Source organism: Bradyrhizobium glycinis (assembly GCF_016031655.1).
Classification (GTDB): domain Bacteria; phylum Pseudomonadota; class Alphaproteobacteria; order Rhizobiales; family Xanthobacteraceae; genus Bradyrhizobium; species Bradyrhizobium glycinis.
Window position 1 is genome coordinate 229,258 of sequence record NZ_JACCHQ010000008.1, and the last position, 22,229, is coordinate 251,486.

Below are 22,229 nucleotides of genomic sequence, written 5' to 3' on the forward strand. Positions count from 1 at the left end.
GCTTTGCGAGACGACGCCCGGACTATTACACTGCTTCAACGTCGCGATTTGCGGAAGGGTTTCCAGGCCCCGATGACCATTGCCGACCAAGTGACGGGATCGACCATCGCAGGAACCGCGGGCGCCAAGCCCGCAGGGACCAAGCTGCGCGCCGCAGCGCCAGCCATCACATTGCCCGCCATCGGCGAGCGCGAGCTTCGGCTCGATCTGTTCCGCGGGCTCGCGCTGTGGCTGATCTTCATCGACCATCTGCCGCCCAGTCTGCTGACCTGGTTCACGATCCGCAATTACGGCCTCAGCGACGCCACCGAGATCTTCATCTTCATCTCCGGCTACACCGCGGCCTTCGTCTATGGCCGGGCCATGCTGGAGAGCGGCGTTCTCATCGCCACCGCGCGCATCCTGCGCCGGGTCTGGCAGATCTATGTCGCCCACGTCTTCCTGTTCACGATCTTCCTCGCCGAGATCTCCTATGTGGCGACCAGGTTCGAGAACCCGCTCTACACCGAAGAGATGGGCATCATGGACTTCCTCAAGCAGCCCGACGTCACCATCGTGCAGGCGTTGCTGCTGCGCTTCCGTCCCGTCAACATGGACGTGCTGCCGCTCTACATCGTGCTGATGCTGGCGCTGCCGCTGATCCTGTGGTCGATGAAATGGCGGCCTGACGTCACGCTCGGGCTGTCGGTCGTGCTCTACGCGGTGACCTGGGAGTACGACCTTTACCTGTCGGCCTATCCGAACGGCTTCTGGGCCTTCAATCCGTTCGCCTGGCAATTGCTGTTCGTGTTCGGTGCCTGGTGCGCGCTCGGAGGTGCGCGTCGCATGTCGCGCATCCTGGCCTCAAACGTGACGATGTGGATCTCGATCGCCTATCTCGTCGCGGCGTTCTACGTGACCTTGACCTGGTACGTGCCGCAGCTCTCCCAGTTCATGCCGAAGCGGATCGAGCAATGGATGTATCCGATCGACAAGACCGACCTCGACGTGCTGCGCTTCACGCACTTCCTGGCGCTGGCGGCGCTGACCGTGCGCTTCCTGCCCCGCGATTGGCCGGGCTTGAAATCGCGCTGGCTGCGCCCATTGATTCTATGTGGCCAGCATTCGCTCGAGATCTTCTGCCTCGGCGTCTTCCTGGCCTTTGCCGGCCATTTCGTCCTCGCCGAAGTCTCCGGCGGACCGGTGATGCATGCGTTGATTAGCCTCTCCGGAATCCTGATCATGTGGGGAGTTGCCTGGATCATTTCGTGGTACAAGCGTGTGGCTGACAAGAGCGGTGCGAAAACCAAGAACGCCGTCGGCAATGCCGATCTGGCGGGAGGGGGCTGATGAAGGCGAAGGTTCTCCTGAGCCTGGTCCTGCTATGCGGTAGCCTCGCCGCGCCCACGGCGCGTGCGGGCGATGCCGCGTCTGCCCCATCCCCTGCGCCTGCGGCCTGCGAATTGCCGTCCTATCTGCTGACCAGTGAAAGCCAGCTGCCCAGGGTCGCCGACGCGATCAAGGCCGGCAAACCGCTCGACATCCTGGTCATCGGCAGCCGCTCGACCACGATTCCGTCGTCTGAGAGCAGCTCCTATCCGGCTCGGATGGAGGCGATCCTCAAGGAGAAGCTGCCGCCCTCCGAGGTGGTGCACGTCTCCGTAGAAATACAGAGCAAGAAAACCGCAGAGGAGACCGCGTCCACCTTCGTTAAGCTGATGGAAGCAAAAACGCCTACTTTGGTCATCTGGCAGACCGGGACCGTGGATGCTATCCGATCCATCGATCCCGACGAATTTCGTGGCGCGCTGACCGACGGGGTTGTTGCGCTGCAAAAGGCAGGGGCAGACGTCGTCTTGATGAATTTGCAATATAGCCCGCGCACCGAGACCATGATCTCGGCGCAGCCTTTTCTCGATAATATGCGCGTTGTGGCGCAGGAGCACGACATCCCGCTGTTCGATCGTTTCGCGATCATGCGGCAGTGGAATGAACAGGGCCAGTTCGATCTGTTCAACCCGTCCCGCGGGCCTGAGCTGGCGAAGCAGGTCCATGATTGCCTTGGCCGGGCGTTGGCACAGTTCGTGATTGACGCTGCTCATCTGGAGCCGGCCCAGCAGCAAAATTGAGGTCTAGCGTTAATGAGTTCTCTCCGCCCTTTTTGCCTGACGTCATGGCTGGCCGTGCCTGCAGCAGCAGTGTTGTTGTTGCTGATGCCCGCCTCGCATGCCCAGACGCCGGCCCAGCCGGCGACCGCCGCACCCGCCCAGTCGCCTGATCCCGCGCCCGCTTCGCCGTCCCAGACCACCGTCGCCGCGAGGTCGCCCGAGCAGCGCGGCGCCACCTCGCGCGCCATCGACAAGGTGAAGGAGGTCGCGAAATCCGCCGCCGACATCTTCAGCCGCGTACCCTGCCTGCCGCCGAAGGGCGGCTCGAAGGCGATGGGCTCGCTGCCGCATGTCGCGAGCAAGCTGGTCGCCGGCAAGCCCGTCGTCATCGTCGCGTTCGGCTCCTCGTCGACCGCGGGCTTCGGCGCAAGCTCGCCGGAGTTCAATTATCCGAACCGCCTGGCCGCGCAGCTGCGCCGGCACTATCCGACCGCCGACATCTCTGTCGTCAATGCCGGCGTCGGCGGCGAGGATGCGCCCGAGATGATGAAGCGCTTGCAGACGCAGGTCATCGACGTGCATCCGGATCTCGTGATCTGGCAGGTCGGCACCAACGCCGTGCTGCGCAACCTCGATCCTGCCGACACAGCCAAGCTGGTCGAGGACGGCATCAGCCGCATTCAGGCCGCCGGCGGCACCGACATCGTGCTGGTCGATCCGCAATATTCGCCGGCCGTCAACCAGCGCAAGGAGAGCGCCGGCAAGATGATCAAGTTGCTCGGCAACGTCGCCGAGCTCCGCAAGGTCGGCATCTTCCCCCGCTTCGAGGTGATGCGCGACTGGCACGAGAACCAGTCGATCCCGGTCGAGAGCTTCGTCATCGCCGACGGCCTGCACATGAACGATTGGGGCTATGCCTGCTTCGCCCAGCTGCTCGGCGACGACATCATCCGCTCCGTCGGCCAGATCAAGCTCGGGGTGAACGTGCCCGCCGATGTAAGGACGTATCGGCCGATGTAGGCTTCTGCCGTAGGGTGGGTTAGGCGAAGCCGTAACCCACCGTGCATCAACGAATGCCGAACGAAGTTGGTGGGTTACGCCTTCGGCTAACCCACCCTACGAGACCTCGCTTCGTCACGCCTTTTCCAGCGCGGCCGTCAGATCCTCGATCAGGTCGTCGGCATGTTCGAGCCCCGCCGAGAAGCGGATGAATCCCTCGCTGATGCCGAGCGCGGCGCGGTCTTCCGGCTTGAGGCGCTGATGCGTCGTGGTCGCCGGATGCGTGACGAGGCTCTTGGCGTCGCCGAGATTGTTCGAGATCTTGGCAAGCTTCAATTCGTTGAGCACACGGAACGCCGCCGCCTTGCCGCCCTTCACCTCGAAGCCGACCAGCGTCGAGCCGCCGCGCATCTGCTTCTTCACCAGCGCCGCCTGCGGATGATCGGCGCGGCCGGGATAGACCAGCCGCGAGATCTTGGGATGGCGTGCCAGCACCTCGGCGATGCGCGCGGCCGTGTCGGTCTGCGCGCGCACGCGCACGCCCAGCGTCTCCAGGCCCTTGAGCAGGACCCAGGCATTGAACGGCGAGATCGACGGGCCGGTCTGGCGCATGAAATTGTGGATGTGCTCGGCGATGAAGGCTTCTGAGGACAGGATGATGCCGCCGAGACAGCGGCCCTGGCCGTCGATGTGCTTGGTTGCTGAGTAGACGACGACGTCGGCGCCGAGCGCGAGCGGGCTCTGCCAGATCGGGGTCGCAAACACGTTGTCGACGACGAGCCGCGCGCCGCCCTTGTGCGCGATCTCGGCGATCGAGGGGATATCGAGCACGTCCAGCGTCGGGTTGGTCGGGCTCTCCAGGAAGAACGTCTTGGTGTTGGGCTTCAGCGCACGCTGCCACTGGTCGAGATCGAGCCCGTCGACCAGCGTGGCTTCGATGCCATAGCGCGGCAACAGGTCCTGGATGACGTAGAGGCAGGAGCCGAACAGCGCGCGGGAGGCGACCACGTGATCGCCGGCCTTGAGCGGCGCCAGGATCGCGGTCGTCACCGCCGCCATGCCGGTTGCCGCTGAGCGCGCGGCCTCGGCGCCTTCGAGTTCGATCATGCGGCGCTCGAACATCGCAATCGTCGGGTTGGAATAGCGCGAATAGATGAAGCCGGGATCCTCGCCCTTGAACCGCGCCTCGCACTCCTCCGCGCTGGCGTAGACGTAGCCTTGCGTCAGGAACAGCGCCTCCGAGGTCTCGCCATATTGCGAGCGCAGGGTGCCGGAATGGACCAGGCGGGTTTCGGGGCGGTAGGCAGCAGACGACTTCGACATAGGACCCTCTCCGACATGACCGTCGAGGCAAAACGGTCACAAAAAAACCGGCCTGGATATCTCCACGGGCCGGGATCACAGAGGTCCCCGGCCTGTTTAGCGAGTTATTTAACGTGGCTGCAAGCCGGCCGGCTCAAATCACCACGGGATAAGTGATGCTCATATTCCGCAATGCCCTTTCCGTCAAGGCGTCCATCGGATAGCCGTAAAAGACCTGTATTTCCGGCATGTCCGGATGCGTTTGACGCCTGATGAGGATCCCCGGTTGACGTTCACGGTCGCCGCCGACGCCAATGGTATCCTGCCCGACCGCATGATCGCGGCGATGGCGGAAGAGGGTCTCATCCTGCCCGCTTACGACTTCGTCGAGAGCCAGATCCAGCCGGCGAGCCTCGATCTGCGCCTTGGCGACATCGCCTATCGCGTCCGCGCCAGCTTCCTCCCCGGTCCCGGTGCCACCGTGGCCGAGCGCATCGACGAGTTGAAGCTGCACGAGTTCAGCCTCGCCGACGGCGCTGTGCTGGAGACCAACTGCGTCTACATCGTGCCGCTGCTCGAGAGCTTGGCGCTGCCGCCGGAGATCGTCGCTGCCGCCAATCCGAAGAGCTCGACCGGCCGGCTCGACGTCTTCACCCGCGTGATCGCCGACGGCACCCGTCGCTTCGACATGATCGGCGCCGGCTATCACGGCCCGCTCTATGCGGAGATCAGCCCGAAGACGTTTCCGGTGCTGGTGCGCGAGGGCTCGCGCCTCAGCCAGGTGCGCTTCCGCACCGGCGATGCCATCCTCAATGCCGACGAGCTCGATGCGCTGCACGCCAGCGAGCGTCTCGTCGACATCGACGATGCCGATCTCTCCGGCGGTGTCGCCGTCTCTGTCGATCTCTCGGGCGAGAAGGGAGGCGGCTTCGTCGGCTACCGCGCCAAGCGCCACACCGGTGTCGTCGATGTCGATCGCCGCGCCGGCTACGCGGTGGAGGATTTCTGGGAGCCGATCTCGGCGCGTCCCGACGGCAGCCTGATCCTCGACCCCGGCGAGTTCTACATCCTCGCCTCCAAGGAAGCGGTGCAGGTGCCGCCCGACTTCGCCGCGGAGATGGTGCCGTTCGATCCCCTGGTCGGCGAATTCCGCGTGCATTATGCCGGCTTCTTCGATCCCGGCTTCGGCTATGCCGGGGCCGGCGGGGCAGGATCGCGCGCCGTGCTGGAAGTGCGTTCGCGCGAGGTGCCGTTCATCCTCGAGCACGGCCAGATCGTCGGCCGGCTCGTCTACGAGAAGATGCTGGCGCGCCCCGACGCGATGTACGGCCAGCGCATCGGTTCGAATTACCAGGCGCAAGGGCTCAAGCTCAGCAAGCATTTCAGGGTGTAGTGCTAACCTCACCCACCGCTGTCATTCCCCGCGAAGGTGGGGAATCCAGTACGCCGCGGCCTCTCGATTCAAGCATGACCGTCTCGGAGTACTGGATCGCCGCCTTCGCGGGCGATGACACCGAGATCGCGTCCGGTTGCGCCGTCCCATCCGCGATGACACACTCCCGCAAAACAACACGCCGGGAGCGAACATGACCGCCGCACCAGACCTCGCGCAGGAAGCGCAATGGAAGCGCTGGCGCGCGGTCGCCGATCTCTATCATGCCTATTTCACCGGGCTGATCCTCACCGTCGTCACGCGCCGCGGCACGGCGGATGCGGCCGAATTCGTCTTTCGCGTGTTCCGGCGCCAGCAGCAGGAGCGTTTCCTGCCCGGGCTGAAGAAGCTCGGGATCGACCATCTGCCGCCGGCGGTCGCGGCCGCGCAATACCACTATCTCTCCAACTGGATCGGCGGCGTGCATGTCGAGTACATGTACGAGAGCGACACCAAGGCCTGGATCCGTTATCCGCCGCCGCGCTGGATCTGGAAGGGGCCGGCGATCTGCGGCGTTCCGGGCGAAGTCTCCCGCGCCATGCTGCGCGGCTGGCACGCCAACAACGGCGTTACGCTCGGCGATCTCAGGCTCGGCTTCGTCTGCACCAAGCAGAGCGTCGACGGCCAGGACGGGCTCGAAGGCTATTACCATCAATACGACCACCCACTCGAGCTCGACCAGCGTCTGGTGTTCGCACGACATCTGGAGGCGCCGATGTTCGACGCGGCGACCGCGCCGGCGTTACCGGTTGCAAGCTGGCCGAAACCACGGCTGGAAAAAGCCTATCGCAACTATGCGATGGAATATGTGCGCACCGCCGCGCCCGTGATGGTGCAACTGTTCGGCGTCGAAGACGCCGGCTATCTCCTGCACATCACCGGCAAATTGATCGGCATGCAATTCTTCGACGAGATCGCCGCGACGCTGTCGACGACCCGCGGCGGCGCGCGAGAGTTCGCATCATTCCTGAACGCGCTGCTCGCCGCGCAGGATGATGCGACCGAAACGACGCCATCCGAAGGCGCGTTCGAGATCCGCCAGCAGAGCTGGAAGCTGATGGACGACGTCGCCGACTATCACCGCGCCTGCGCCAGGGTGCTGGAAGGATTGTTCGAAGGCCTCGCTGCAGGTTGCGGCCGGCACATCGGCGTGCAGATGCGCACCGCTCCAGGCGGCCGCCCGCCGCTGGTCTGGACGATTGGGTAATTCCACCGCTTGAAATGCGCTGCCGCAGGGCACGCCTGCATCAGGCGCAGGCAGAATCGGAGCGCGCCGTGCTAACAAGCCTCAGCCGCGCCTTTCGCGCGAACGAAGTTATTGGCACACCAAGTGATTGCCGCGCCGCAAACGGCGCCCGCGCCCGGGAGAGGACATGTCCGACATCGCCGAAATTCCGGTCGATGAGCAAGAGCGCCCGCTGCCGCCGCCTCCGCCGCCGATTAGAAGCGCGCTGACGGATGGGCCGATCCTGCGCACGCTGCTCTCGCTCGCCTGGCCGAACGTGATCGGTCTGTCGGCCGGCATCTGCGTGGTGATCGCCGAGACGTCCTATGTCGGCCGGCTCGGCGTCGAGGCGCTGGCGGCGATGGCGCTGGTGTTTCCGACGATCATTTTGACCATGACGATGTCCGGCGGCGCCATGGGCGGCGCGGTGGCCTCGGCCATCGCGCGTGCGCTCGGCGCCGGGAACCGCGAGCGCGCCGGCGCATTGGCCGTGCACGCGATGCTGATCGGCATCAGCTTCGGCCTCGTCTTCATGCTGGGCATGCTGATCTTCGGGCCGAGATTGCTCGAGATGCTCGGCGGCCGCGGCGATGTGCTGACGCATGCGATCGCCTACACCCAGGTGTTCTTCGGCGGCGCCGTGCTGCCCTGGCTGCTCAACACCATGGCGGGCATCTTGCGCGGCACCGGCAACATGAAGCTGCCGTCGTTCCTGATCCTCAACTCCGCGGCCTGGCAGATCGTGCTCGGCGGCACGCTCGGCCTCGGGCTCGGCCCAGTGCCGCAGCTCGGCATGCGCGGCGTCGCCGCCGGCGCGCTGATCGCCTACACCATGAACATCGGCATCATGAGCTGGTACCTGTTCTCCGGCCGCGCGCGGATCACACTGAAGCTGCGCGGCCTGCGCATCCAATGGGCGATGTTCTTCGACATCCTGAAGGTCGGCGCCATCGCCTGCTTCTCGCCGCTGCAATCGGTGCTGACGATCTCGATCTTCACCCACATGCTGGCGCAGTTCGGCACCGCGATCCTCGCCGGCTACGGCGTCGGCGCGCGGCTCGAATTCCTGCTGACCTCGATCGCGTTCTCGTTCGGCATCGCCTGCGTGCCGATGGTCGGGATGGCGATCGGCGCCGGCCACGTCGCGCGCGCCCGCCGCATCGCCTGGACGGCAAGCGTTGCCGCTTTCGTGGCGGTCGGCGCGCCGGCATGCCTCGTTGCGATCTTCCCCGATCTCTGGGTCAACATGTTCACCGACAGCGTGGCCGTGCGCGCGGCGAGCCATCAATATCTCTCGACGGTCGGACCGTTCTACGCCTTCTTCGGCCTTGCAACGACGATGTATTTCTCCTCGCAAGGCGCGGCGAAGGTGATTGGCCCGGTGCTGGCGCAGACGGCGCGGCTGGTCTACATCGCTGGCGTCGGCTGGTGGCTATCGAGGCACGGCGCCAGCGCGCAGAGTTTCTTCTGGCTCGCCGCAAGCTCGATGGTCGTGCTCGGCCTGCTGTCGTGCTCCAGCGTCATGCTGACCCGTTGGGGACCGCGCGAGCCGAAGCCTGCGATCAAGCCAGTGCTTTCGGCGGCCGACTAGCGGCGCCTGTGGCGGCGATGGCCGCCGCCGGTATTGGCGAGCCGCATCAATTGCGGGATCATCGCCATCATGTCGCTGCCGCCGGTGCCGCCGAGCATGCCCATGATGTCGCCGCCGCCCATGCCGCCGATCCCGACCGGCATGGTGCCGCCGCCCATCAAGCCGCCGAGCCCGCCGCCGTTCTCCATCATGCGGCTCATCATCGGGCCCATGGTCTGCATCAGCATGGCGAAGCGGCGCTTGCCCATCTTCGCCTTCATCATCTCCAGCATCGGCGCCATCTGGGTCATCATGTCCTCGCCGCCGGCGCCGCCACCGCCGAGGAATTGCGCCTGTGCCGGCACGCTCGAGATCGAAAACAGCAGCAGCACCGCGCTGCCTGGCAGATCACCTTGTCCGCACCTCTCATGGCATGCTCCTCGCGTGCGTGGCGCCGCCGGGAGAGCGGAGCCGACCGGACGCACGCGGGCATGGTTACGGCCGGCGAGGACGGGCTTCTGTGAGAAAACTCACAGTGAATGATCAGGCCGCCGCGGGCGGAAACGCCTTGTGCATGGCGGCCACGGCCTCCTTGGTTTGCCCCTGAACGTAAGGCGCGAGCTCGTTCGGCAGCATGTCGATGATCCAGACGAGGCGACAGCGCGCCTCGCCCTCGGAAATCACCTGCACCGAGGCGCTGTAATGCCTCAGCCGCTCGTTGCTGATGGCATAGACCAGGCGCTGGCGCGCATCGTCGCAATCGACCAGCACCTCGCGCGCCACCGAGCCGTTGGCGAAGGTGACGATGCGCGCGTCGCCGTCGAGCGTGCAGGCGGTGACGAAGCCCGGCACCAGCCGTTCGTGCAGCGCGCCGAAATCACGCACCGCGTCCCAGACGTCGCGCGCGGAGGCGGGGAGGGAGATGTCGTTGTGGATGGAGGCCATGGAGGTGTCCTTGATTGTATTCGGTCATTGCAACAAGCACCGTCATTGCGAGCGAAGCGAAGCAATCCAGAACTGTATCCGCAGGCACAGGCTGGATTGCTTCGTCGCAAGAGCTCCTCGCAATGACGGAGCGAGTGGCTAGCGCTCACACACAAACCGCCTCGACATTATTGCCGTCAGGATCTATCAGGAACGCTGCATAATAGGTCGGGCTGTAATCCTTCCGCGGCCCGGCGCCGCCATTGTCGCGGCCGCCATGCCGGAGGCCCTCGCTGTGAAACGCCTTGACCGCGTCATGATTCTTGGCGCGAAACGCGATATGCGCGCCGTCGGCTTTCCGGCCCTTGTTCAGGTGCAGCCACAGCGCCGGCTCGCCCTTCGGCCCGAAGCCGGCATAGCCGTCGCCGCTCGAGCACAGGACATAGCCGAGCGGCGCCAGCACCGCGGTGTAGAAGCGCGTGGCGGCGTCGAGATCGGCAACGCGCAATCCGATGTGGTCGTACATGATCGTCTCCTTGCAGAAGCGTGCCGCGAATGGCACGCGTCGGAGACGAGCCTAGTGAATTGAGGGCAGGCTGCTCTTGGAGAATCTTGCGGTCCACCTTGTTAGATCGGATAGCGCCATTTCAAGGCGCGGCGCAGCAGCAGGATGACGATGACCAGGACGACCACGATCAGCCAATAGGGCCATGGGATCGGCCCGTCGTGCCCGAGATGTGCCATGTACAGGGAGAGGCCGAGCAGCGTCATGGTGAGCGCCGCGGTCGACCAGTACAGCGGCGATCGCGCCATACCGGTTGCGGCATATTCGGCCGCTTTTTCATGTGCACGTCTCATGCGGTAGTAGGCGAAGGCACCGAAGCCGATAATGATGAGGATCCATTCCACGTTGCGTCTCGCCGCGCGCTGCGACCAAACGTTAGCGCACTGCGCTGTGGGCGGCGATCTATTCCGCCGCATCTGGTCAACGAACGCTTAGCGCACGGCTGCCTCGTCAATTCAATGCAAGCTGCTCTTGGAGAATCTTGCGCTCCCCCCTCGACGCTTGGCGGAACTTGGTCGGCGAGACGCCGGCGGCGCGATGGAAGGTGCGGACGAAATTGGAGAGATCGCCGAAGCCGACGTCGTAGGCGATGTCGGTGACGGCGATGTTCTCGTCGGCAAGCCTGCGCGCGGCGTGCCGCAGCCGCGAGCGCACCAGATATTGATGCGGGGTGACGCCGAGCACGCTCGAGAACAGCCGCAGGAAATGGAACGGGCTCAATCCCGCCTGCCTTGCTGCCTGCTCGAGGTCGAGCTCGGTATGCGAGTTATCGTCGATCCACAGCGCCGCCTCCACCGCACGACGGCGATCGCGTGCGGTGGGGGCGGCTGGCTTGCGCGCTTTGCCCGAGACGGCGTCGACAAAACGGCCGGCCAGGATCTGGCCGATCTCGTCGAGGCCGAGATCGCTGTTGCCATCTGCTGCCGTCTGGGCCAGCTCGCCGACCACCATCAGCTCGGGCAGCGGCGGCGTCGCGCCGATTTGCCAGATCTCGCGCCGCCCGCCGAGGGCTTCGACCAAATCCTCGCTGAAGAAGAAGCCGAGACAGACGTCACCGGACACGTGCTCATGCGTGCAGGTGTATTCCTCGCCGGGGGCGCCGATCAGCAGCGAGCCCGCCACCAGCTCGAAGAAGCCGGCGCGGCAATGGCAGCCGAAGCTGCCGGAGCGGACATAGGCGATGGAATGGCCGGTGCGGCATTCCGCGAACGGCGTGTCGTCCGGTCCCGCATCGCAGCGAAACTCGGAAACACTTATCGATGGCGTCGTCAGCAGCGTGGTGGCGTGCATGCCGCCTTATCTAGGTGGAGGGTCTCGGTGGGGCAACCGGCAGCAGCACCTCGAACAATGTCTTGCTGGCGATGGGATGGGCGCCTTCGAGCGCCAGCAGCCGCCGCTTGGAGATCACGCCGCCATAGGGCGAGAGCCGGTCGGTGTAATTGCCTGTTTCCAGCACCCGGTGGCAGGGCACGATCAGCATGAATGGATTTTTCGCAATCGCCTGCGCCACGGAATAGACCGCGCCGGAGGCGCCAAGCGCCCGGGCGACCTCGAGATGGGTGCGCGTTTCCCCGCGGGGAATGCTGCAGGCGTACTCGTAGACGCGCCGGTTGAAGCCGGGCACCCCGCCGGCGTCCAGGCTGACCTCGGAGAAATCGGGATCGTGGCCTTGCAGCAGGCCGGTGATGCCCTCGATCGCAAGCTCGGCATTCTCGGACGGGCGTTGCTCCCGCGCCTCGGGATGGACCTGGAAGATCCGGCGGCGGGTGTCGATCTCTCGCGCCTCCGGCAATTGCACCGCGACCACACCCGTGTCGCTCCAGATGATGCCGCAACGGCCGATGGCCGTGTCGAATATCGCGTACGCCCGCCCCGCCATGCACACGCCCCACTCAGTGCACGTTTCTCCCCGGAGCGGCGATCATAACACCGCCACAATCCGGCGCACCTGGAATCTTATCAGGACGTTAACAACCGCCCGGCGGGTCGCTCCAAACCGCTTGGCGGGGCGCGCCGTCTCGGCTAATCAGGAGGGCGTGAACCGCGCATCTCGCGGGCGTAGTTCAATGGTAGAACGGCAGCTTCCCAAGCTGCATACGAGGGTTCGATTCCCTTCGCCCGCTCCAAAGCTTTCGGTCTGGCCGATATCCCAAATAGTAGGCTGAAGCTATGGTTGGGAAGCTCGAACAAGCCATTGCGCCAATCTCCCGACTGCCGGTCGCCGATCAGGAAAACCTCGGCCGGAAATTACTGTCCTATGTCGAAAGGCTGAGCACCATTCGGTGCGAAATTGGCCGCGGCATCCGCTCGCTCGATGCAGGCAAGGGCGAGAGCCTGAACATGGAAGAGTTTCTTCGCGACAAGAACTCACGACATTGAGCGTAAGCTTCAGGCCATTTGGTCGCCGGAAGAGCCGCGACCGCAGGCGAAGATTCTAATATGTTAGCCTCTCGCTCTCGGCACGTCTGCCTCGTCGGCCCTAAGTTCGCTCTCGCCCTGTGGATGCGGTCCTTGCGCCGGGCAATATTGGGATGAGGTCATGGACCAACAAAAACTCGACCGTGCAATCGGCCGGCGCCTGAAGACGCTGCGGACGCAGGCGGGCATGACGTTGAATGAGCTCGCAGGCCGCTCCGGCGTCAGCCGGGCCATGATCGGGCGGGTGGAGCGGGCGCAGAGCAGTGCGACGGCGGCGCTGCTCAACAAGCTCTGCGCGGCGCTCGACGTCACGCTCAGCGATGTCGTCGCGCTCGCCGAGAAGCCGCCGGAGCGCCTGGTGCGGCTGGCGGACCAGCCGCTCTGGCGCGACCCCGACAGCGGCTACCGCCGGCGTCATGCCTCGCCCCCGGATGCGGCCAGCGGCATCGAGATCATCGTGGTCGACCTTCCGGCCGGCGCGCGCGTCTCTTACAGCCCCTGGGGCCGCAACGCCTTCACCCAGCAGCTGCTGATGCTGGAGGGCGCGATCGCGGTGCATATCGATGCCAAGGCGGTGCGGCTGCGCGAGGGCGATTGCCTGGATTTCGACGTGATGCGCGCCGTGATCTTCGAGAACGAAACCAGGCAAGACGCGCGCTATGTCATCATCACGCGGCGCGGCGCGTCCTACGGCAAGATGTGAGGGCAGGGCATGGAGACGAGCACGATGCAGATCCGTACCGGCGACACCTACGATCCGCGCGTCGTCGCGCTGCTCGATCACCACGTCACGACCGCGCGGGCGCAGACGGCGCGGGGCAGCGCCCATGCGCTTGATCTCGCGGGCTTGCGTGCACCCGAGGTCGCGTTCTGGACCGGCTGGGACGGCGAGACGCTGGTCGCGACCGGTGCGTTGAAGACGCTTTCGGCTGAACACGGCGAGGTCAAGTCGATGCACACGCTGCAGACCGCGCGCCGGCGCGGCTATGGCGGCCAGATGCTGCGCCACATCATCACGGAGGCCCGCGCGCGCGGCCTGACGCGGCTCAGCCTCGAGACCGGCTCGTGGGACTATTTCAAGCCGGCGCACGCACTCTACCTGGCGCACGGTTTCGTCGCCTGTAGCCCGTTCGAGGGTTATGTCGAGGATCCCAACAGCCTGTTCCTGATGCTCGACCTGTCGGCGCCGGCGCAGCGATAGCTCAGGAGCGCGTCTCCTCGATCTTGTCGAGCACGCGCTCGGGGGCGATGTCCCGGGCCGCTTCCTGCAGGTCGCGCTCCGCGTCCGGCTTGACGTCGAGCCGGTCGGCGATCTGCGTGAGCAGGCGGGCCACCTTGGTCAGCTCGTGCTCGGCGAGCAGGCTGATCTGGAGATCGAGATCGGCGCGCTTGTCGGCCGCCGCGGTCATGCGGTTCTGCGAGATCAGCACGAAGGTGGAGAGGAAGATCGCCTCCACCGAGGCGATCATCGCCAGCACGACGAAGCTCTCGTCCCAGGCAGGAAGCCCCGGAATCCAATGCAGGTTGGCGATGATCCAGAACCCGAACACGGCGAGGTGCAGGTAGACGAAGATCATGCTGCCGGTGAAGGCCGTGATCGCGTCCGCGAGCTTGTCCTGGCCGCTTGCCGCGCGCTGCTCGCGGCGGCGCCGGGCGACCAGCGCCTGGATGTTGCGCTCGAGCGTCGGGCTCAGCCCCTCGCCGGACTCATGGGTGATATCGTTAGGCACGCCCCGGCAACGGTCCGCTCGGGGAGCTGTTCCTCGGCCAGGACGCAAAAAGACCGACCCCCTCATTAAATGAGTTGCGTACCTCAAAACACCTCTGCTAGCCTTCAGCCATGGCCGAGACCCTGAGCCCGACTGTGCTGACGCTGAAGGACATCGCCCGCGAGGCCGGTGTCAGCCTCGCCACGGTCGATCGCGTGCTGCACAACCGGCCGGGGGTCCGCCCGGATACGGTCCGGCGCGTCAAGGACGCCATCGCGCGCAATTCGTTCCAGCCGCATGTGGCCGCCGCCGAGCTCGCGCGCGGCCGCGCCCGCCGCTTCGCCTTCGTGATGCCGTCGGGGCCGAACCCGTTCATGCAGCAGATCGAGGCCTATCTCGGCGAGATGGCGGCCTGGCTGTCGGCCCGCCGCCTCAATGTCGAGATGATCGCGACCGACGTGTTTGAACCTGCCGCGCTCGCGGCCTCGCTCGAGGCGCTGTCGGGCGACTATGACGGCGTCGCTGTGGTGGCGCTGGACCATCCGAGCGTCCGCGCCGCCATCAACGACCTCGTGGATGCCGGCACCAAGGTCGTGACGCTGGTCTCGGACGTGCCGTCCTCGCGCCGCCACCATTATGTCGGCATCGACAACATCGCTGCGGGCCGCACCGCCGGCGCGCTGGTCGGGCGCTTAGTCGGCCAGAGGTCCGGCAAGGTCGCGATCGTCGCGGGCTCGCAGGGGCTGCGCGACCATGCCGAGCGCATCTTCGGCTTCAACCAGGTGATGGCGACCGAATTCCCCGATCTCAGCGTGCTGCCAGTGCTGGAAGGGCGGGACGAGGACGACCGTTCGGAGCAACTGCTGGCGCGGCTGCTCGGCAAGCATCCCGACATCGTCGGCCTCTACAACGTCGGCGCCGGCACGCAGGGCGTCGCCAAAGCGCTGAACGACAAGGCGTTGGGGGCGGCCGGGCGCGACAAGCAGGTGGTGTTCGTCGGGCACGACGTTACCGCGCTGACGCGCCGATTGCTGCTGCAGGGCGTGATGGATGCCGCGATCTCGCAGAACCCCGGACATGAAGCGCGCGCGGCCGTCCGCGTGTTGCTCGCGCTCGCCCGCGGCGAGCCGATCTTGAGCGAACAGGAGAAGATCAGGATCGACATCGTGATGCGGGACAATCTGCCCTAGCGGCAGGTGGATTTGGCAACAGGAGGCCTGCGGGGAAAAGCGACGCAAGATCGCTCACCGTCTCAGGCGAAAGGGAGGACGAATGTATCTCGGGATCGACATCGGCACGTCCGGTGTGAAAGCGGTGCTCGTGAGCGAAGCCGGCGCGGTGACCGCGACGGCGGCGCGCGAGCTTGCGCTGTCGCACCCGGCGCCGCTGTGGTCCGAGCAGGATCCCGACGCCTGGGTCGATGCGGCCGTCGGTGCCGTCGATGATCTCGCCGCGCGCCATGCCCGGGAGGTCGCGCAGGTCCGGGGCATCGGCCTGTCGGGTCAGATGCACGGCGCGACGCTGCTTGGCGAGGACGGCCGCCCGCTGCGTCCGGCCATCCTCTGGAACGACGGCCGCTCGCAGGCCGAATGCGCGGCGCTGGAGCGGCGCTGCCCCTCGCTGCACGCGATCGCCGGCAATCTCGCGATGCCGGGCTTCACCGCGCCGAAGCTGCTCTGGGTGGCACGGCACGAGCCGAAGATCTTCGACCGCGTGGCAAAGGTGCTGCTTCCGAAGGCCTATGTCCGCTATCGCCTCACCGGGGAGATGGTCGAGGACATGTCGGACGCATCAGGCACGCTGTGGCTCGACGTCGGCCTGCGCCGCTGGTCCGCGCTGCTGCTGCATGCCACCGGGCTCGATCTGCACCACATGCCGCGTCTCGTCGAGGGCAGTGCGGTGAGTGCGGTGCTTGCGCCTGAATACGGGCAGCGCTGGGGCATGGCGAAAAATGTCGTGGTCGCGGGCGGGGCCGGCGACAATGCGGCCAGCGCGATCGGGCTCGGCGCCATCGCACCTAGCGATGCCTTCCTGTCGCTGGGAACGTCGGGCGTCCTGTTCCGCGTCACCGATCGCTTCGCTCCGGCGCCGGCTTCGGCCGTGCATGCCTTCTGCCACGCGCTTCCCGGCCTCTGGCATCAGATGGGCGTGATGCTGTCGGCCGCGGCCTCGCTTGCCTGGCTCGCTGGCGTGATGGAGACGCCGGCCGCAGCGCTCCTGGCGCCGCTGGGCGAGCGCGTCGATGCACCAAGCCCGATCCAGTTCCTGCCTTATCTCGACGGCGAGCGCACGCCGCACAACGATGCCGCCGCCAGCGGCGCCTTCGTCGGCCTGCGCGGCGCGACCGGCCGCTCCCAGATCGTGCAGGCGGTGCTCGAAGGCGTCGCCTTTGCCGCGCGCGACAATCTGGCGGCGCTGAGCACAGCCGGCGGGCCGATCGCCGAGGTCGATCTCGTCGGCGGCGGCTCGCGCTCGCTGCTGTGGGCGCAGATCTGCGCCGACGTGCTCGGCATGCCCGTCCACCGCGTCGAGGAGGGCGAGGTGGGCGCCGCGCTCGGCGCAGCGCGGCTCGGCCGGCTCGCCGTAACAGGCGAGAACCCCGCGGACGTCTGCACGCGCCCGCGGCGGCTCGCGAGCTTCACACCCCGCCCGTCCGCCGCTGCGGCCTATGACGAGGCCTATCGGCGATGGCGCGCGCTCTATCCCGCATTGAAGGAGTCTTAAGTGAACGCGCCAGCCAAATTCTTCGATGCAAGTGCACCCGTCGCCTTCGGCGGCAAGGAGGCCGAAGGCGCGCCCGCCTTCCGCTGGTACGACAAGGACCGCCTGGTGCATGGCCGCCGGCTCGAGGATCACTTGCGCTTTGCCGTCTGCTATTGGCATTCGTTCTGCTGGCCGGGCGGCGATCCTTTCGGCGGCGAGACCTTCCTGCGGCCTTGGCATCACGGCACCGATGCGATGGCAATGGCGCGCGCCAAGGCCGACGTCGCCTTCGAGCTGTTCCGCCTCTTGGACGTTCCCTTCTTCACCTTCCACGACGTCGATGCGGCGCCGGAAGGTAGCTCGCTCGCCGAGTCCGTCGCCAACCTCAACGCCATCGCCGATCTGTTCGAGCAGAAGATGGCATCGAGCAAGGTTCGCCTGCTCTGGGGCACTGCGAACCTGTTCACGCACCGCCGCTACATGGCGGGCGCGGCCACCAACCCGGACCCCGACATCTTCACCTATGCCGCCGGCCAGGTCCGCGCTGCGCTGGAGGTGACGCACCGGCTCGGCGGGCAGAACTACGTGCTGTGGGGCGGACGCGAGGGCTACGAGACGCTGCTCAACACCGATCTCAAGCGCGAGCTCGATCAGCTCGGCCGCTTCGTCTCGCTGGTCGTCGAGCACAAGCACAAAATTGGCTTCAAGGGCCCGCTCCTGATCGAGCCGAAGCCGAAGGAGCCGACCAAGCATCAATATGATTTCGACGTCGCCACCTGCTACGGCTTCCTCGAGCGCTACGACCTGCTCAAGGACGTCAAGCTCAACATCGAGCAGAACCACGCCATCCTCGCCGGCCATTCCTTCCATCACGAGGTGGCGCTGGCCGAGGCGCTCGGCGTGTTCGGCTCGCTCGACGTCAATCGCGGCGACGATCTGCTCGGCTGGGACACCGACCAGTTCGCGATGAACGTGCCGGAGCTGGCGCTGGTGTTCCACGAAATCCTGAACCGCGGCGGCTTCACCACTGGCGGGCTCAATTTCGATGCCAAGATCCGCCGCCAGTCGATCGATCCCGATGATCTCATCCATGCCCATGTCGGCTCGATGGATGCCTGTGCGCGGGCCTTCCTCGCCGCCGCCGACATGCTCGACGCCGGCACGCTGAGTGCGCCGCTCGCAAAACGCTACGAGGGCTGGGCCGGGCCAGAGGGCCGCGCCATTCTCGCCGGCCAGCGTTCGCTCGCCGATCTCGCCGACCGCGCGATGTCTCCCGGCTTCGACCCGCAGCCGCGCTCGGGCCGGCAGGAATATCTGGAATCCCTGGTCAACCGCTATGTCTGAGGAAACACCGTTGATGACGAAGGCTGACGCGACACCGGTGCTCGAGCTCACCGGCATCGGCAAGGAGTTCGGCGCGATCCGCGCGCTGCACGACGTCGACATGCAGGTCTGGCCTGGCGAGGTGGTCGGCCTGATGGGCGACAACGGCGCCGGCAAGTCGACGCTGGTCAAGATCATCGCCGGCAATTTCCGCCCCACGCATGGCGAGATGCGCTTTGCCGGCAGCGCAGTGCATTTCTACCGGCCGGTCGATGCCCGCGCCGTCGGCATCGAGGTCGTCTACCAGGACCTCGCGCTGGCCGACAACCTCTCGGCCGCCGCCAACGTCTTTCTTGGCCGCGAGCTGAAGCGCAGGTTCGGCCCCATCGCCCTGCTCGACCACAAGGCGATGGCCGCGCGTGCGCTCGAGCTGTTCGGCGAGCTGCGCTCGGAGACGCGCCCCGACGATCTCGTCAAGCAGATGTCGGGCGGCCAGCGCCAGGCGGTCGCGATCGCGCGCACCCGGCTTTCCAATGCACGGCTCGTCATGATGGACGAGCCGACCGCCGCGATCTCGGTGCGCCAGGTCGAGCAGGTGCTCGGCCTGATTCACCGGCTGAAGGAGCAGGGCGTGGCCGTGATGCTGATCTCGCACCGCATGCCCGACGTGTTCGCCGTCTGCGACCGCGTCGTCGTCATGCGGCGCGGCGAGAAGCGCGCCGACAAGCCGATTCACCAGACCTCCCCCGAGGAGGTCACCGCCCTCATCACCGGTGCGAAGGAGGCGGCGTGATGGCTATGCCCATGGAATCCCCGATCAGCTTCACCAATGTCGGCAAGATCAGATGGTGGCAGCGCGGCATCTTCGCCTCGCAGACCGGCTACGTCCTGCTCGCGCTGGCGGTGCTGCTGGTGATCATGCATTTCGCCAGCCCGTACTTCTTCAGCCAGGGTAACATGCAGAACGTGGCGAAGAACTTTTCCTTCATCGCCATCGCAACGCTCGGCGTCACCTTCGTGATCATCACCGGCGGCATCGACCTGTCGGTCGGCTCGATGATGTGCTTCTCCGCCATGATCACCTCGATGGTGATGACCGAGCTGTCGGCGCCCGGCTCGCCGCTGGTGCACATGGCCGCCGACGGCAAGACGGTGCTCGCCAATGTTCCGGGGCTGATCCTGCTTATCTCGATCCTCGCCGGCCTCGGCGTCGCGCTGATTGCCGGCCTCTTCAATGGCTTCTGCATCGCCGTGCTCGGCCTGTCGCCCTTCGTCACCACGCTCGGCATGCTCTCGATCGTGCGCGGGCTCGGCTATGTCGTCTCCAACGGACGCGGCAGCTTCCCCGGCGGGCCGGACGCCGATTATTTCTATGCGCTCACCTCCGGTGACGTGCTCGGCGTGCCGGCGCCGTTCATCTATCTCGTGATCCTGGCGCTGACGATGGCGGTGGTGCTGCACCACACCTCGTTCGGCCGCCACGTCTTCGCGCTCGGCGGTAACGAGAAGGCGGCCGAGCTCACCGGCATTCCGGTGGTGCGGGTGAAGATCGAGGTCTACGTGATCTGCGCGCTCGCCGCGGGCCTGCAGGGCATCATCATCTCCGGCTGGCTCGGATCGGCGCCGGCCAACATGGCGACCTCCTACGAGCTCAACGTGATCGCGGCGGCCGTGATCGGCGGTGCCAATCTCGCCGGCGGCATCGGCGGTCCGCTCGGGGCCATCGTCGGCTGCGTGCTTTTGGAGGTGATCCGCAACGGGCTCGTGCTGGCCCAGGTCAGCTCGTACTGGCAGCAGGCGCTGGTCGGCGTGATCATCATTCTGGCTGTGCTGGTCGACCGCGTCCGCTCGCGGATGACCTGAACTGAAGACATCTCGGGAAGGCAAGGAAAACGCCGCCTATCCGCTTCCCGGGGGCTTTCGAGGGGATAGGCACCAACAAGAGTGGAGGAGACAATGAGGAAACTGCTTCTAGCCGGTATCGCGGTTGCGATGATGGCGACGCCGGCATTCGCTGCGAACTACCGCTTCGTCATCGTGCCGAAGGCGATGAACAATCCGTTCTTCGACTTTGCGCGCGACGGTTGCCTGAAGCGCGCCAAGGAGCTCGGCAACATCGAATGCATCTACAAGGGGCCGGTCGAGCATGAGCCGGCGACCCAGGCCCAGATCATTCAGGACTTCATCACGCAGAAGGTCGATGGTCTCGCCATCTCGGTCGCGGACGTCGCGGCCATGACCAAGTCGATCGAGGCGGCGACCGCGGCCGGCATTCCCGTCATCACCTTCGATGCCGACGCGCCGGGCTCCAAGCGCATTGCCTATATCGGCACCAACAACAAGGAGTTCGGTCTCGCGCTCGGCAAGGAATTGCTGAAATTGCGGCCCGACGGCGGCAAATACGCGATGGTTTCCGGAGGCCCCGGCGCCAAGAACCTCGCCGAGCGGGTCGACGGCGTGCGCGAGGCGCTGAAGGGCTCGAAATGGACGGAGGTCGCGGGCTCGCCGAGCTTCTGCAACGACGATCCCGCGCTCGCGGTCCAGCAGATGACCGACATGCGCACCGCAACGCCGGATCTCGCCGCCATCGTGCCGATCGGCGGTTGGCCGATGTTCGCGCCCGAAGGCTTCAAGGCCTTCGCCAGCAAGAACAAGAAGGACATCGATTCCGGCAAGTTCACGCTGGTCGTCGCCGATACGCTGAAGATGCAGCTCGAGCTGCTGCGTGACGGCTATGCCAATGCGCTGGTCGGGCAGCGTCCGTTCGAGATGGGTGAGAAGGCGATGGACACGCTGCTCGCCATCAAGAAGGGCGAGAAGGTGCCGGAGATCGTCTACACCGGCCTCGATCTCGTCACCAAGGACAACGTCGCGCAGATGTTGAAGTAGGAGCGCTGCCCAGCCCCGCGCTCCTGCATGCCTCTCCCGCTTGCGGTTTCCGCAAGCGGGAGACATGATTCGGAATGGAAGACGACTGCTCGAAGGCAATGGAATGAAAAGATCGCGGCTCGGCGCCCTCGATGTCACCTCGATCGGCCTCGGTTCCGCCCCGCTTGGCGGATTGTTCTCGCCCGTCAGCGATGCCGATGCGCAAGCGACGATCGAACGCGCCTGGTCGCTCGGCGTCCGGTTCTTCGACACCGCCCCGCTCTACGGCTTCGGCCTCGCGGAGCGGCGGTTGGGCGCCTTTCTGCGGCAACAGCGGCGCGACTCCTACGTCATCTCGACCAAGGTCGGCCGCCTGCTTCGCGCACCTGATGGTGCTGCCCCGGAGGACGAGCACTACAAGGGCACGCCGCGCGAGCGGCCGGTGTTCGACTTCAGCTATGACGGCGTGATGCGGTCGGTGGAGGAGAGCCTGCAGCGCCTCGGCCTCGACCGCGTCGACATCCTGCTCGTGCACGATCCCGACGATCATTACGAAGATGCCGTCAGCGGCGCCTTCCGCGCGCTCCAGCGCCTGCGCGAGGAGGGCACTGTCAAGGCGATCGGCGCCGGCATGAACCAGTCCGAGATGCTGGCTCGCTTCGCGCAAGCCCTGCCGGTCGACTGCTTCCTGCTCGCCGGCCGTTACACGCTGCTCGACCAGGGCGCGCTGGATGCGCTGTTTCCGCTCTGCCAGGCAAGCAAAATCGGCATCCTGCTCGGCGGCATCTACAACAGCGGCATCCTGGCCAATCCGAGGACGAGCGCGAAATTCAACTATCAGGATGCTGATGCTGCGCTCGTGGCACGTGCGCTGGAGCTCGACGAACTCTGCCGCAGGCACGGCACCGAGCTGAAAGCCGCCGCGCTGCAATTCTGCATGGCCCATCCGGCGGTGACGGTCGTCGTGATGGGCGCGCGCAATGCTGCCGAGGTCGCTGACAACATCGCGATGTCCGAGAAGGCGGTGCCGCCGGCATTCTGGCAGGAACTGCGGACACGAAAGGTCGTCGATGCGCGCGCGCCTCTTCCCGGCGGAGCGTAGGA

The 22,229-nt window shown here is 65.9% G+C and carries 23 protein-coding genes, 1 tRNA gene, 1 pseudogene and 1 riboswitch; of the genes and pseudogenes, 17 read left to right on the plus strand and 8 right to left on the minus strand.

The window, feature by feature from the left end:
• Window positions 1-72 precede the first annotated feature (72 nt).
• The 3 genes from HZZ16_RS14740 to HZZ16_RS14750 are packed head-to-tail and all read left to right on the plus strand — an operon-like array spanning window position 73 to window position 3,107.
• Window positions 73-1,329, plus strand: a complete 1,257-nt coding sequence (locus HZZ16_RS14740; RefSeq protein WP_197949158.1) for an OpgC domain-containing protein — start codon at window positions 73-75, stop codon at window positions 1,327-1,329.
• Window positions 1,329-2,108 carry an SGNH/GDSL hydrolase family protein gene (locus tag HZZ16_RS14745; RefSeq protein WP_197949159.1) on the plus strand — a complete coding sequence of 260 codons (780 nt, stop codon included), beginning with the start codon at window positions 1,329-1,331 and terminating at the stop codon, window positions 2,106-2,108. The genes HZZ16_RS14740 and HZZ16_RS14745 overlap by 1 nt, the downstream gene beginning before the upstream one ends.
• 12 nt (window positions 2,109-2,120) lie before the next feature.
• Window positions 2,121-3,107: an SGNH/GDSL hydrolase family protein gene (locus tag HZZ16_RS14750; protein ID WP_197949160.1), complete on the plus strand. Its 987-nt coding sequence runs from the start codon at window positions 2,121-2,123 to the stop codon at window positions 3,105-3,107.
• 114 nt (window positions 3,108-3,221) lie between these two features.
• Here the strand turns inward: HZZ16_RS14750 and HZZ16_RS14755 are convergent, their stop codons facing one another.
• Entirely contained in the window at window positions 3,222-4,409 is a 1,188-nt protein-coding gene (locus tag HZZ16_RS14755) for an O-succinylhomoserine sulfhydrylase (RefSeq protein WP_197949161.1), read from the minus strand.
• Between the two features lie 75 nt (window positions 4,410-4,484).
• Window positions 4,485-4,564: riboswitch (SAM riboswitch) on the minus strand.
• 80 nt (window positions 4,565-4,644) lie between these two features.
• Here HZZ16_RS14755 and HZZ16_RS14760 point away from each other — a divergent pair.
• From HZZ16_RS14760 to HZZ16_RS14770, 3 genes are all read left to right on the plus strand, one after another.
• Window positions 4,645-5,781, plus strand: coding sequence for a 2'-deoxycytidine 5'-triphosphate deaminase (locus HZZ16_RS14760; RefSeq protein WP_376707570.1), 1,137 nt, complete (start codon window positions 4,645-4,647; stop codon window positions 5,779-5,781).
• A 193-nt stretch (window positions 5,782-5,974) separates the two neighbouring features.
• Complete coding sequence (locus HZZ16_RS14765; protein WP_197949163.1) at window positions 5,975-7,027, plus strand: hypothetical protein; 1,053 nt, start codon at window positions 5,975-5,977, stop codon at window positions 7,025-7,027.
• A 166-nt stretch (window positions 7,028-7,193) separates the two neighbouring features.
• Window positions 7,194-8,636 carry an MATE family efflux transporter gene (locus HZZ16_RS14770; protein WP_197949164.1) on the plus strand — a complete coding sequence of 481 codons (1,443 nt, stop codon included), beginning with the start codon at window positions 7,194-7,196 and terminating at the stop codon, window positions 8,634-8,636.
• Here the strand turns inward: HZZ16_RS14770 and HZZ16_RS14775 are convergent.
• The 6 genes and pseudogenes from HZZ16_RS14775 to HZZ16_RS14800 form a co-directional block, all read right to left on the minus strand.
• Window positions 8,633-9,045 (minus strand): annotated as a pseudogene (locus HZZ16_RS14775) (hypothetical protein). The gene HZZ16_RS14770 and the pseudogene HZZ16_RS14775 overlap by 4 nt on opposite strands.
• Window positions 9,046-9,158: 113 nt before the next feature.
• Complete coding sequence (locus HZZ16_RS14780) at window positions 9,159-9,560, minus strand: SRPBCC family protein (protein WP_197949165.1); 402 nt, start codon at window positions 9,558-9,560, stop codon at window positions 9,159-9,161.
• 145 nt (window positions 9,561-9,705) lie between these two features.
• Entirely contained in the window at window positions 9,706-10,065 is a 360-nt protein-coding gene (locus tag HZZ16_RS14785) for a VOC family protein (RefSeq protein WP_197949166.1), read from the minus strand.
• A gap of 101 nt (window positions 10,066-10,166) precedes the next feature.
• The gene (locus HZZ16_RS14790; protein ID WP_311974137.1) at window positions 10,167-10,448 is read right to left on the minus strand and encodes a hypothetical protein; all 282 of its coding nucleotides are present in this window, start codon (window positions 10,446-10,448) and stop codon (window positions 10,167-10,169) included.
• A 106-nt stretch (window positions 10,449-10,554) separates the two neighbouring features.
• On the minus strand, window positions 10,555-11,394 hold the full coding sequence (locus HZZ16_RS14795) for a helix-turn-helix transcriptional regulator (RefSeq protein WP_197949167.1): 840 nt from the start codon (window positions 11,392-11,394) through the stop codon (window positions 10,555-10,557).
• A 10-nt stretch (window positions 11,395-11,404) separates the two neighbouring features.
• Window positions 11,405-11,983, minus strand: a complete 579-nt coding sequence (locus tag HZZ16_RS14800; RefSeq protein ID WP_197949168.1) for a methylated-DNA--[protein]-cysteine S-methyltransferase — start codon at window positions 11,981-11,983, stop codon at window positions 11,405-11,407.
• A 173-nt stretch (window positions 11,984-12,156) separates the two neighbouring features.
• On the opposite strand from HZZ16_RS14800, the gene HZZ16_RS14805 reads away from it, so the two are divergent.
• The 4 genes from HZZ16_RS14805 (at window position 12,157) to HZZ16_RS14820 (ending at window position 13,723) form a co-directional block, all read left to right on the plus strand.
• A tRNA-Gly gene (locus HZZ16_RS14805) sits at window positions 12,157-12,230 on the plus strand.
• A 43-nt stretch (window positions 12,231-12,273) separates the two neighbouring features.
• Complete coding sequence (locus HZZ16_RS14810; RefSeq protein WP_197949169.1) at window positions 12,274-12,483, plus strand: hypothetical protein; 210 nt, start codon at window positions 12,274-12,276, stop codon at window positions 12,481-12,483.
• Window positions 12,484-12,643: 160 nt separating this feature from the next.
• Entirely contained in the window at window positions 12,644-13,225 is a 582-nt protein-coding gene (locus tag HZZ16_RS14815; RefSeq protein WP_197949170.1) for a helix-turn-helix domain-containing protein, read from the plus strand.
• Between the two features lie 24 nt (window positions 13,226-13,249).
• Window positions 13,250-13,723 (plus strand): GNAT family N-acetyltransferase, encoded by a 474-nt coding sequence (locus HZZ16_RS14820; RefSeq protein WP_197949171.1) that lies wholly within the window; start codon window positions 13,250-13,252, stop codon window positions 13,721-13,723.
• Between the two features lies 1 nt (window position 13,724).
• On the opposite strand, the gene HZZ16_RS14825 is transcribed toward HZZ16_RS14820, so the two are convergent.
• Window positions 13,725-14,252: a DUF1003 domain-containing protein gene (locus HZZ16_RS14825; RefSeq protein ID WP_311974138.1), complete on the minus strand. Its 528-nt coding sequence runs from the start codon at window positions 14,250-14,252 to the stop codon at window positions 13,725-13,727.
• 110 nt (window positions 14,253-14,362) lie between these two features.
• On the opposite strand from HZZ16_RS14825, the gene HZZ16_RS14830 reads away from it, so the two are divergent.
• From HZZ16_RS14830 to HZZ16_RS14860, 7 genes are all read left to right on the plus strand, one after another.
• Window positions 14,363-15,421, plus strand: coding sequence for a LacI family DNA-binding transcriptional regulator (locus tag HZZ16_RS14830; protein WP_197949173.1), 1,059 nt, complete (start codon window positions 14,363-14,365; stop codon window positions 15,419-15,421).
• An 82-nt stretch (window positions 15,422-15,503) separates the two neighbouring features.
• A complete protein-coding gene (gene xylB, locus HZZ16_RS14835) occupies window positions 15,504-16,955 on the plus strand; it encodes a xylulokinase (RefSeq protein WP_197949174.1) in 1,452 nt (483 codons plus the stop codon).
• Window positions 16,956-18,278: a xylose isomerase gene (gene xylA / locus HZZ16_RS14840; protein ID WP_197949175.1), complete on the plus strand. Its 1,323-nt coding sequence runs from the start codon at window positions 16,956-16,958 to the stop codon at window positions 18,276-18,278. It abuts the gene before it with no gap.
• A 13-nt stretch (window positions 18,279-18,291) separates the two neighbouring features.
• Window positions 18,292-19,050, plus strand: coding sequence for an ATP-binding cassette domain-containing protein (locus HZZ16_RS14845; protein ID WP_197949176.1), 759 nt, complete (start codon window positions 18,292-18,294; stop codon window positions 19,048-19,050).
• Window positions 19,050-20,120, plus strand: a complete 1,071-nt coding sequence (locus HZZ16_RS14850; RefSeq protein WP_197949177.1) for an ABC transporter permease — start codon at window positions 19,050-19,052, stop codon at window positions 20,118-20,120. The genes HZZ16_RS14845 and HZZ16_RS14850 overlap by 1 nt, the downstream gene beginning before the upstream one ends.
• Before the next feature lie 93 nt (window positions 20,121-20,213).
• Window positions 20,214-21,146: a sugar-binding protein gene (locus HZZ16_RS14855; protein WP_197949178.1), complete on the plus strand. Its 933-nt coding sequence runs from the start codon at window positions 20,214-20,216 to the stop codon at window positions 21,144-21,146.
• Window positions 21,147-21,249: 103 nt separating this feature from the next.
• Window positions 21,250-22,227, plus strand: coding sequence for an aldo/keto reductase (locus HZZ16_RS14860; RefSeq protein ID WP_197949179.1), 978 nt, complete (start codon window positions 21,250-21,252; stop codon window positions 22,225-22,227).
• The last annotated feature ends 2 nt before the right edge of the window (window positions 22,228-22,229 follow it).